Source organism: Mesorhizobium sp. 43Arga (assembly GCF_053714255.1).
On the sequence record NZ_JBSKBO010000004.1, the window covers coordinates 186,695 to 198,187 of the forward strand.

The 11,493-nt window shown below is 62.8% G+C and carries 9 protein-coding genes; 2 read left to right on the plus strand and 7 right to left on the minus strand.

Features of this window, described 5'->3' with window-relative positions:
* Positions 1-38: 38 nt before the first annotated feature.
* A complete protein-coding gene (locus ACWGS8_RS16510; protein ID WP_064983208.1) occupies positions 39-752 on the minus strand; it encodes a helix-turn-helix domain-containing protein in 714 nt (237 codons plus the stop codon).
* Positions 753-1,014: 262 nt separating this feature from the next.
* Between ACWGS8_RS16510 and ACWGS8_RS16515 the strand changes: the two genes are divergently transcribed.
* Positions 1,015-2,373 carry an NAD(P)-binding domain-containing protein gene (locus tag ACWGS8_RS16515; protein ID WP_454581929.1) on the plus strand — a complete coding sequence of 453 codons (1,359 nt, stop codon included), beginning with the start codon at positions 1,015-1,017 and terminating at the stop codon, positions 2,371-2,373.
* An 18-nt stretch (positions 2,374-2,391) separates the two neighbouring features.
* Here the strand turns inward: ACWGS8_RS16515 and ACWGS8_RS16520 are convergent, their stop codons facing one another.
* From ACWGS8_RS16520 to ACWGS8_RS16545, 6 genes are all read right to left on the minus strand, one after another.
* On the minus strand, positions 2,392-4,371 hold the full coding sequence (locus ACWGS8_RS16520) for an ABC transporter permease (RefSeq protein WP_454581930.1): 1,980 nt from the start codon (positions 4,369-4,371) through the stop codon (positions 2,392-2,394).
* Entirely contained in the window at positions 4,368-5,447 is a 1,080-nt protein-coding gene (locus ACWGS8_RS16525) for a quaternary amine ABC transporter ATP-binding protein (protein ID WP_454581931.1), read from the minus strand. Before ACWGS8_RS16525 ends, ACWGS8_RS16520 begins: the two co-directional genes overlap by 4 nt.
* A gap of 77 nt (positions 5,448-5,524) precedes the next feature.
* Positions 5,525-6,499, minus strand: a complete 975-nt coding sequence (locus ACWGS8_RS16530) for an ABC transporter substrate-binding protein (RefSeq protein ID WP_454581932.1) — start codon at positions 6,497-6,499, stop codon at positions 5,525-5,527.
* Positions 6,500-6,920: 421 nt separating this feature from the next.
* Positions 6,921-7,685, minus strand: coding sequence for an SDR family oxidoreductase (locus ACWGS8_RS16535; protein ID WP_454581933.1), 765 nt, complete (start codon positions 7,683-7,685; stop codon positions 6,921-6,923).
* An 89-nt stretch (positions 7,686-7,774) separates the two neighbouring features.
* A complete protein-coding gene (locus ACWGS8_RS16540; RefSeq protein WP_454581934.1) occupies positions 7,775-8,644 on the minus strand; it encodes a DUF427 domain-containing protein in 870 nt (289 codons plus the stop codon).
* Positions 8,645-8,817: 173 nt separating this feature from the next.
* On the minus strand, positions 8,818-10,473 hold the full coding sequence (locus ACWGS8_RS16545; RefSeq protein ID WP_454581935.1) for an ABC transporter substrate-binding protein: 1,656 nt from the start codon (positions 10,471-10,473) through the stop codon (positions 8,818-8,820).
* 116 nt (positions 10,474-10,589) lie between these two features.
* Between ACWGS8_RS16545 and ACWGS8_RS16550 the strand changes: the two genes are divergently transcribed.
* Entirely contained in the window at positions 10,590-11,492 is a 903-nt protein-coding gene (locus ACWGS8_RS16550) for a LysR family transcriptional regulator (RefSeq protein ID WP_454581936.1), read from the plus strand.
* Position 11,493: the final 1 nt, after the last annotated feature.

Here is an 11,493-nt window from a genome sequence, read left to right on the forward strand (position 1 = left end):
GCTGCCGATCTCCTCCAGAAGGCGGGAGATTGCCAATCTCACCCCGCGCTGTTCTGCGGATAGCAGATGATCGACAGATACCGCATCGGCAGCTTCGTCAGCTGCTCCGGTCCGTGCGGTGCGTCGGCGTCGAAGAACAGGCTGTCGCCCGGCTTCATCGGGTAGAGGTTGCTGCCGTGCCGGTAAACGACCTCGCCTTCGAGCATGTAGAGAAACTCCATGCCCTCATGCTGGAAAGTTGGGAACACGTCCGAATCTTCGGTCAGCGTGATCAGGTAGGGTTCGACGACGACGCCGCTGGTGTTGGAGCCGATATGGCCGAGCAGATTGTACTGGTGACCGGCACGTGTGCCGCGGCGCTCGACATCCAGGCCTTCGCCGGCCTTGACGAAGACAGCACTGCGCTCCTCCTCGAAGCGGCGGAAGAAGGCGGTGACGGGAACGCCGAGCGCCCGCGACAGCGCCTGCAGCGTGGTCAGCGACGGCGAGGTTATGCCGTTCTCGATCTTCGACAGCATGCCCAGCGAAATGTCGGTGGCTACGGCGAGATCGGCGACGGTGATGCCGAGCTTCTTGCGGAACGCCCGCACCTCGCGGCCGATTGCCACCTCCAGCACCTTCTCGCGTGTATCACGGATGGCGTGCGGGTTCTGCGTCAGCGGTGCGCGGATGGTCTTGCCGTCGGCCGAGACCTTTGGCTGGGGCTTCGGCTTGGCGCCGGCAAGCCCGGCCTTGGAACTGTCTTTCGCCATGTCGCCCCCGGACTTCGCGGATTTATTTCACTCAAGGTGAACATCAGAGGTGGCGATACAGCAGCGCGGCGGTGTCGGCAAGCGGTCTTAAGTCTCACGCGCCGATCCTATGGTTTCTGCCAGCGAAGGTTTTTCGCCAGGAATTCCATCCGGGCAAACGCCGTTCCCACAGATGTCTGTTGACAGCACCGAAGGGCCAATTAGTGTCACTGTCAGTGAAATTTGTTTCGCTGGGGAAATCAAAAATGAGGAGGCCCTGGAAATGAAAACTCGTGTTGCCGTCATCGGCGCCGGACCGTCCGGCCTGGCACAGCTCAGGGCCTTCAAGTCGGCTGAAGACAAGGGCGCCGATATCCCTGAAATCGTCTGCTTCGAAAAGCAGTCGGACTGGGGCGGTCTGTGGAACTACACCTGGCGCACCGGCCTCGACGAGCATGGCGATCCCGTGCATGGCTCGATGTACCGCTACCTCTGGTCGAACGGCCCGAAGGAATGCCTGGAATTCGCCGACTACACTTTCGAGGAACATTTCGGCCGGCCGATCGCCTCCTATCCGCCGCGTGCGGTACTGTGGGACTATATCAAGGGCCGCGTCGAAAAATCGGGCCTGCGCAAATGGGTGCGCTTCAACAGCCCGGTGCGCATGGTGACCTTCTCGGACGAGACCCAGAAATTCACCGTCACCGCGCATGACCGCACCAACGACGTCACCTATTCCGAAGAGTTCGACAACGTCGTCGTCGCCTCAGGCCATTTCTCCGTCCCCAACGTTCCCTATTTCGAGGGTTTTGCCACCTTCAACGGCCGCATCCTGCACAGCCATGACTTCCGCGACGCGATGGAATTCAAGGGCAAGGACATATTGATCATCGGCCGCTCCTATTCGGCCGAGGATATCGGGTCGCAATGCTACAAATACGGCGCCAAATCCATCACCTCCAGCTATCGCTCCAAGCCGATGGGCTTCAAATGGCCGGAGAACTGGAAAGAGGTGCCGTTGCTGCAGAAAGTCGTCGGCAAGACGGCGCACTTCAAGGACGGCACCACCAAGGATGTCGACGCCATCATCCTGTGCACCGGTTATCTGCATTCCTTCCCCTTCCTGACCGACGACCTCAAGCTCAAGACGGCTAACCGCATGTGGCCGCTCGACCTCTATGAAGGCGTGGTGTGGGAGAAGAATCCGAAGCTGTCCTATATCGGCATGCAGGACCAGTTCTACACCTTCAACATGTTCGACGCGCAGGCCTGGTTCGCGCGCGATGTCATCATGGGCCGCATCAAGCTTCCCTCTCCCAAGGCGATGGCCGAACACAGCGCCAAGTGGCGCGCCCGCGAGGAAACGCTGGAAGATGCCGAGCAGATGATCTGGTTCCAGGGCGACTACACCAAGGAATTGATGGACCAGACCGACTATCCCGGCTTCGATGTCGAAGCGGTCAACCAGACCTTCATGGAGTGGGAACACCATAAGGCGGAAGACATTATGGGCTTCCGCGACCACGCCTACCGCTCGCTGATGACCGGCACCATGGCGCCGCTGCATCACACGCCCTGGCTGCAGGCGCTGGATGATTCCATGGAGAGCTATCTCGAGGTGAAGGGCGTCGCGGCGGAATAGCCGCGGCGCATCTTCCGTCTATCCCAACCTTGCCCGTGCCTTCGCCGTCCAGGCGTTGAACAGCCGGTCGGCGACGATGCCGATGAAGGCGATGGCGAGGCCGGCGACGATGCCGCGGCCCGAGTCGGCCTTGGACAGCGCGATGAACACCTCCTGGCCGAGATCGCGCGTGCCGACCATGGCGCAGATGATGATCATCGCCAGCGCCATCAGGATGGTCTGGTTGACGCCGAGCATGATCTCCGGCAGCGCCAGCGGCAATTGCACGCGAAAGAAGGTCTGGCGCGGCGTGCAGCCCGACACCTTGGCCGCCTCGATCAGCGCCGGCGGCACCTGTCTTATGCCGTGATTGGTGTAGCGGATCGCCGGCACCACGGCGAAGGCGATCGTTGCGATCATGGCGGTCACGTCGCCGACCCTGAATAGCATCACCACCGGGATGATGAAGCAGAAGGACGGCAGTACCTGCAGCGTGTCGATGATGGGCGTGACGAGCTTCTCGAAGCGGTCGCTGCGTGAGGCCGCGAGCCCGATCGGAATGCCGATCAGGCAAGCGATGAAGGCCGAGATGCCGCAGAGATAGACCGTCGCCATGGTCTTTTCCCACAGGCCGGTGATGGCGCAGAAGGCGGTCAATGCGGCGACCAGGGCAGCCAGACGCGGGCCCGAAAGCTGATAGCCGGCAAGGCCGAGCAAAAAAACCGCGCCGAGCCAGGGAAAGCCTTCGCAAAAGGCGCGCACCGGGTTGAGCACATTGAGGATCAGCGCCACGCGAAAGGCTTCGATCGCGTCGAAGAAGTTGATCGTCACCCAGTTCACCGCCGCCTTCCACAGCGGCGCGGTGGTGAAGGTGATCGCCTTCGGTACCGCAGCGAAGGCCGGCACGAACAGTCCGAGCAGCGTGGTGACGGCAAGGATGGCGATGGCCAGCGTCAGGTTGGGGTAGCGCCGCCGGAAACTCGGGCTCACCACCTGATGGACATGGCCCTTTGCCTGTTTGTGCGCGATCGCCTGGCTCAGCCGGTCGAGCGCGATCGCCAGCGCCACGATGGCGAGACCGGCTTCCATCGCCTCGCCGACTTTCAGCGCGCGAAGCGCCAAGAGCACGTCGTAGCCGAGGCCGCCGGCGCCGATCATCGAGGCGATGATGACCATGTTGAGCGCCAGCATGATCACCTGGTTGACGCCGACCATCAGCGTCGGCCGCGCCGAGGGCAGCAGCACCCGCCACAGTTTCTGCCGCGCCGTGCAGCCGGCCATGTCGCTGAATTCGCCGATCTCCAGCGGCACCCGCGACAGGCCGAGCATCGTCGCCCGCACCATCGGCGGCGTGGCGAAGATGGCGGTGGCGATCATCGCCGATACCGGGCTGTTGCCGAACAGGAGCAGCATTGGGATGAGATAGGCGAAGGTCGGGATCGTCTGCATCAGGTCGAGGGCAGGGGAGACGATGAGCCTTTCCGCCCACGGCTTACGCCAGGCCCAGATGCCGGCGAACAGGCCGGTGACGATGCAGAACGGCACGGCGATCGAGATCAGCGCCAGCGTCAGCATGGCGCTGGTCCATTGGCCGAATAGCGCGATGTAGAGGAAGCAGCCGCCGACCAGCAGGCTGAGTTTCCGGCCGCCTACGGCATGTCCGGCGATGAAGGCGACGGCGCAGACGCCAACCCAGGAGAGGCACGGCAGGACATAGGCGTCCGCGCCATGGCCGATCTTGAAATTCTTGGCCAAGAGATTGAGCGCGAAATCGAGCGGCACGCCGAGAACCGCGGTGATCGAGCGCGTCAGCCACGACAGGTTCGACTTGATCCAGCCCATCAGCGCGCTGACCCAGTCGGCGACAGGCACGACGGCGCTCGCCGGATAGTTGACGGCCCAGGGAGCGATGTCTTGCAGCAGGAACACCACGAGCACGGCGGCAAGGGCAAGCGCCCAGACGAGCAGCCACCGCCGAAGCGGCGGCCTGACCTCGCTGGCGCTTGCCGTCACCGTCATGCGTCGGCTCTCGCGTGCTCGACGCCGGCCAGCAGATCGATCACCGCTTGCGGCGTCACTTCGCCGATCGGCTTGCCGGTGCCGTTGACCACGGCGAACGGCTTGCCGGCTGAGACGATGCTGGCCGAGAAACTGGCGATCTTGGCATCCGGCGAAACCGTGCCGCCATGCTCCGAACCATCGCAGGCGCGCATCAGGCTGCGCGCCGAGATCACCTTGGCGCGGTCCACGTTGCGGGTGAACTCGGCGACATAATCGGTCGACGGGTTGACCACCAGTTCCTCCGGCGTGCCGATCTGGATGACCTCGCCGTCCTTCATGATGGCGATGCGGTCGGCCAGCCGGATCGCTTCGTCGAAATCATGGGTAATGAAGACGATGGTCTTGTGCAGCATGGTCTGCAGCCGCATCAGCTCGTCCTGCATCTCGCGGCGGATCAGCGGATCGAGCGCGGAAAACGGCTCGTCGAGAAACCAGATCTCCGGCTTGGTCGCTAGGCTGCGGGCGATGCCGACACGCTGCTGCTGCCCGCCGGACAATTCGCGCGGATAGAAATGCTCGCGGCCGCGCAAGCCGACAAGTTCGATGACCTCGCGGGCGCGTGCCTCGCGCGTCGCCCGGTCCTGCCCCTGGATGCTGAGCGGAAAGGCGATGTTGTCGAGCACATTGAGATGCGGCAGCAGCGCGAAATTCTGGAACACCATGCCCATGCGGTGGCGGCGCAATTCGATGAGCGCCGCATCGGAAATCTTGAGCAGGTCCTTGCCTTCGAATTCGATCTTGCCGTGGCTCGGTTCGACCAGCCGCGACATGCAGCGCACCAATGTGGATTTCCCGGAGCCCGACAGGCCCATGATGATGAAGATCTCGCTTTGGCGGATTTCGAGATCGACCGCGCGCACGGCGCCGACCAGTCCGGCAGCAGTGACATCGGCCATGCTGGCCTTGCCGTCGCGCTCGCGGATGAAACTGGCCGCGTTCGCGCCGAACAGCTTCCACACATTGCGGCAGGCAAGTTTTACCGGGCGGCTGTCCGTGCCCGGTCGCGTCGATCCCAGTTCAGTCCCGTCCGTCATCCAATCGTCCTTCTGGAACATCAAGACTTGGGACCCGGCCGACCGACGGCCGGATCCCGCTTTTCCAGTCGGAACGATCACTGCGCCCAGGCTTTCCAGTCTGCCTCATGCGCGGCGATCCAGGCGGCGGCGACCTCTTCCGGCTTCTTGCCGTCAAGGTCGATCTCTCCGCTCATCTTGTTGAGCTCGTCGGTATCGATCGCAAAGGCCTTGGCCACCTTGTAGGCGACCGGCCATTTGTCCTTCATGCCGTTCCACGCATATTTCCAGATCTCGCCATGCGGCTTGCCGCAGTCATATTTGGCGTCGGGGTTCACGCCCCATTTCGGATCGTTGTAGCATTCGGGCGTGTATTCGGGGAATTGCACCCATTCGCCCTTGTACTTGGCCGGCGCCCAGTGCGGCGAATAGATCCACAGCATGATCGGCGCCTTGCGCTGATAGGCGGAATCGAGTTCGGCGAACATCGCCGCATCGGTGCCGGCATGGATGACGGTGAAGGGCAGTTTCAGCGCCGCGACGCGCTCGTCGTCAAAACCTTCCCATGTTACCGGGCCGCCGAGATAGCGCCCCTTCGGTGCGGTCTCCGCCGTCGAGAACGAGGCGGCGCATGTCGGGTCGAGCAAGGCATGCCAATCCGGCAAGGTCGGGCATTTCTCCTTCATATATTCGGGGAACCACCATTCTTCCTTGGCCTTCGGTCCAAGCTTGCCCAGCCGCTCGGTCTGGCCGGTCGCATCGGAGGCCTTCATCGCTTCGCCGGCAGTCGTGTCCCAGAATTCCAGCCCGACATCGAGGTCGCCATTGGTGAGGCCGGTGGTCAGGCTGGAGAGGTAGTCGGCGGTCGGGTATTCGACGGTATAGCCGAGCTTTTCCAGGATGCCGCCGAGGATCTTGGCGTTCAGATTGACGCTGGTCCAGTCGAACAGCGCGATCTTGATCGGGTCATTGGATTCCGGTGCGGCGGCTTGGGCGGAAGGTGTCAGCAGACTTAGCGTTGCGAGCGCGACGGCGCCCATCGATAGTTTCGAAACTCGACTGCGAAATGACATGCTTGTTCTCCTTCAAGCTGTGACGGTTATCGGTCGTTCCCTTCTTGCGGCTTTTTTTGATTGTGTTGGAAAGGCGGTTCGCTGCGCAAGGCCGTCGGCGCCAAAATTGTCGCCCTGGCTTTGGCCAGCGCAGGCAAGATGGTGCTCAATTCTCGTGATGATGGAATATGCCGTCCGCGTCATGGCTGCCAACAGACCGCAGGTGGAGCGACCATCCGCGGATCAATTATCAGTCTTGCGGCGCCCTGAAAGGTGCAAGCCATCAAAGTCCCATGATCTCGGCTGTCTGCATGGCAAGCCCCGTCTCGCCAAGCCGTTTCATAGGATGAAATTATATATACCAACATTCATGTCGCGCAACGACTAACGCTTCGCGGATGCACAAATTCAGGCCGCGGGCGAAGTTCTGCGAGATGCCGTCCTACCAGCAGACGTAGCCGCCATCGACGATCAGGTCGAGGCCGGTGACGAAGCTCGACGCGCGGCTGGCCAGGAACACCGTCGGCCCGACCATTTCCTCCGGCGCGGCCATGCGGCCCATCGGCGTGTCGCGCTTGAAGATCTTGATCTCCTCCGCCACCTCGGGCCGCTTGTTCATCGGCGTCAGCGTGTAGCCGGGACTGACGACATTGACGCGCAGTCCGCGATCGGCCCACTCCATGGCGAGGCTCTTCGACATGTGGATGACGGCGGCCTTCGAGGAGTTGTAGTGCGCCTGCGTCAATCCGCGATTGACGATGGTGCCGGACATCGAGGCGATGTTGATGATCGAGCCTTTGCGACGCGCCAGCATCTTGCGGGCTTCGGCCTGGCAGGACAGGAACACGCCGGCGACGTTGACCTCGTGCACCTTCTGCCATGTCTCCAGCGACAAGGTCTCGGCCGGCTCCGAACCGGCGATGCCGGCATTATTGACGGCGACGGTCAGCGCACCGAGTTCGGCCTCGACGCGGTCGATTGCCGCCGCCAGGTCGCTCTGCGAGGTGACCGTGCCGGTCAGCACCAAAGCCTTGCGCCCGAGTGCCGTGATTTGCTGCGCGGTTTCTTCCAGCCCGCCCTTCGATGCATGACCGAAACACGCGACGTCGGCTCCTGCCTCAGCCAATCCAATTGCGATTGCCTGGCCAATGCCGCTGCCGGCACCGGTGACCAGCGCGACATCTCCGTCCAGCTTGAAAAGATCCATCGATAGCCCTCCCCGTTTCAGGGAAAGGTATGCGCTGGGCCATGTTTCGATCAAGCGCTCAATGCGCAAGCCGGCTGGGGCGGCGATGTCTAAAAATAGCCGTCCGATGCCGCCGTGGCCTCTTTCGGGATCTCCACCCCGTCGACCAGGATCTTGTCGACCAGTTCGTGGTGGAAGCAGACCAGTCCCTTGATGCGCTCGGCCTCGTGCACCGGCTCGGGATAGTACCAGACGAGGTTCTCGTGCCGCTTCTTGGGCGTCGTCACGTGATAGTAGTTGGAAATGCCCTTGTAGGGGCAGCGCGAAATGTAGCGGCTGGGCGCGAACATATCGAGCCGCGTGTCCGAGATCGGCAGATAATGACGCACCGGATGGCCGGTCTCGAACAGGAACACGCCACGGCGTGAATCGGCGACCTGCTCGCCGTCGAGGATGACCTGCACCCGCCGCGAGGAGGGCAGGCAATCGACCCGGCGGAACGGGTCGCGGGCGTGGACGAAGATCTCTTCGTCCTCCTCGTACCAGTGCGTCATCTTGGGCCAATAGAAGGACATGTAGTCCGACAGGTCAGGCGATCCCTTGACCGGATCGAGATAGCGCCAGGCGGCATCCTCGACCAGCGTGATGCCGGTATTCAGCGAATAATGCGTGGCGACGCCCTTGAACGGGCTCTCGGTCGTCGTCCTGCTCGGCAGCAGGAATTCCTCGCGCACGTCGCTCATGGGGAAATAGTAGACGGGCAGATGGTCAGATTCGTAGAGCACCAGCGCCTTGGTCGTATCGGCGACGATCATCGATCCTACCTGCACGCGCAGGCGCTTCTGCATTGGCATGGTGAAGGCGACATAGCCCGGCTCGAACTCATATTGCACGATGGTGTCGAGCAGGGGGAAATGCGGTCCGCGACCGCGCAAATGAGGCTTGCGAATGGTAGTCTCCCGTTTCTTGTCTTTTGTCATGGAGCGTTGGCGCACAGCGAGATGAACCTGGATTGAACTGTGTTGCCGGAGGGGGTTTCCGGGCGGCGGGTTTCCCTGGCATCGAGCCGCTCGAACGATGGCCCCCATCGCCCTTCGCGGCCTGCCAGCGGATAGCCTCGCCGCCCGAAAGCGGAATTGTCCAAATCCAGCCTCTATCCCAGCGACACGCGATCAAGCAGCAGACCGGCGGCGATCGGCGGCAGGCCGCTGACATTCTTGCGCACCGGCACGAGCAGGTCCGGGAAGTAGCTGAAAATGACCGGCGTTTCGTCGAGCAGCAGTTTCTGGATGTCGGAGGCCGCCGCGCGCTGCGCGCCGATGTCGAGCGCCTTGAGATAGGAAGTGACCATGCCGTCATAGGCAGGGTTTTTGAAATGCGCCGCGTTCCACGGGCCGTCGCTGACCAGCGGGCTCTTGAGGAAGACGTTCGGCACGCTGCGATGCGCGTAGTCGGTGATCCCCAACGGGCTGTCCAGCCAGTCCGACTGGCCGAACACCGCCTTGCCGTAATATTTGTCCTGGTCCTCGATGTTGAGCGCGATGCGGGCGCCGATCTCCTTGGCGAAATTCTGGAACAGTTGCGCGTAGCCTGGAATATCCGAATAGCGCAGCGTCGTCAGGGTCATGTCGAAGCCGCTGCTGAGGCCCGCGGCCTCCATGAGCTGCTTGGCCTTGGCGATGTCCTGGACACGCTGCGGCACAGACTTGTCGGTGGCGGGAAAGGCCGGCGCGAACGGGCTGTCATTGCCTGTCGCCGCCATGCCGCGGCACAGGCCGTCGACCAGCTTGGAGCGGTCGATGCTGAGCGCCAGCGCCTGGCGCACGCGCTTGTCGGTGAACGGGCCGGTGTCGCAGCGCATGTGCAGCTGGCGATGCGCGGTCGAGGCGACGCGCAGCACAGTGATGTCAGGGCTGTTCAGCACCACCTGGCTGACGTCGAGCGGCACGGCGTCGAGGATGTCGACCTCGCCCGCCTGCAGTGCCAGGATACGCGGCTGCACGTCGCCGTAGAATTTGAACTCGAGCCGGTCGGGCAGCGCCTTCTCGCCCCAATAGGCCTCGTTGCGCACGAAGGTGGCGCCGACCTTCGGCGTGTAGCTCTCCAGCCGGAACGGTCCGGTGCCTTCAAAGGTCTTTTCGTAGTCGCCCTTGTAGCTCGCCGGCAGGATGACGGCGTTGTAATTGTCGATCGACACCGAGTAGGGAAAGCTGCCGTTCGGCGCATCGAGATGGAAGGCGACGGTGTGGTCGTCGACCTTCTGCGTGCCGCCCTTCGACAGCAGGCCCTTGAACACCGACAGCGCGTTGGACGAGCCGTTGGGGTCGGCGAGCCGATCGAAGGTCGCGACGACGTCGTCGGCCTTGAAATCCTCGCCATTGTGGAATTTCACGCCCTTGCGCAGCTTGAAGGTCCACACGCTGCCGTCAGCGTTTGGCGACCAGCTTTCCGCCAGCACCGGCTTCAGGGTGAGATCCGGTTGCGTGATGCAGAGAAATTCGGCGGTCTGGAAAACCAGCTGGTAGCTGCCGCTGTCATAATAAGTGACGGGATCGATGGCGCCGCCTGGCGTGGCAACGCCGGCGCGCACCGTGCCGCCCGGCTTGCCTCCGGCGCGGGCCTTCTGCGTGCCAAGGCCGGCGGCGGCGACAAGGCTGCCCAGGAACGGCAGCGAAAGACCGAGCATGCTGCCATGGCGCAGGAAATCGCGGCGGTGGAGCCGGCCGGCCAGCAATTCGTCGACAGCGGAATTTTCGATTGCCGTCAGGTTTTTGCGAGCGGTGTCGATCGTCACGAAAGGCCTTGGCATGGCTGCATTCCTCGCTTGCCCTTTGGGGATTGGCCATTTAGGTCATTGTTGACCGCGACCGGAAAGCGATATTTTTTGATAGAGGTCATCGAAATTTTCGATGCGGGAGCGATGGCATGGATACCGAGAACCTGCGCAGTTTCCTGGAGGTCGCCGAACATGGCAGCTTCACCGTCGCGGCCAGCCGGCTCAACCTCGCGCAATCCACCGTCAGCGCGCGGATCAGGGGGCTGGAGGAGCAGTTGGGGCGCCGGCTTTTCGTGCGTGACCGTGACGGCGTCACGCTGACGCCGGCCGGCCGGCAGTTCCTGCCGCACGCCTCCTCCATCACCCGCACCTGGGAGCAATCGAGGCAGGACATCGCCGTTCCCGATGGCTATGAAAGCCTGCTGCGGCTGACCGCTCCCGCCTATTTGTGGGACCGTATCACCTCGCCATGGGTCGAGTGGATGCGCGCCAGGCGGCCGAACGTGGCGCTGCGGCTGGAAGGCAGTTTTCCGGATCTGGCCATCGACCAGCTGGCGGAAGGCCTGCTCGACATCTGCGTCCTCTATCTGCCGCGCCCGCATCCCGGCATCGTCTATGAGACGCTGGCCGTCGATCAAATCGTGCTCGTCCAGCACGCGGCGCAGACCAAGCCGTGGACCGAAAACTACATACTGATGGATTGGGGGCTCGAATTCCGCATCGAGCACGACCGCGCCTTCGCCGGCATGGTCAAGCCGGCGATTTCGGCCGGGCTGGTCTTCATCGGCCTGCAGCACGTGCTGTCGCGGCAGGCGGCCGCCTATCTGCCCCTCAGCGCCGTCAGCGGCTATATCGAGCGTGGTGAGATGCGGCGCATCGACAACACGCCGGTGTTCCAGCGGCCGATCTATCTCGCCTATCCCTCGAATCCCGTCTCGTCGGATGTGCTCGACGTCGCGCTGACGGGCTTGCGCTCGCTGGCCCGGAACTGGACCAGCGATCAGGGTTTTACGGAAGGTGACCGGTCCCTGGGCATGGCCGGCCTGAGGTAGC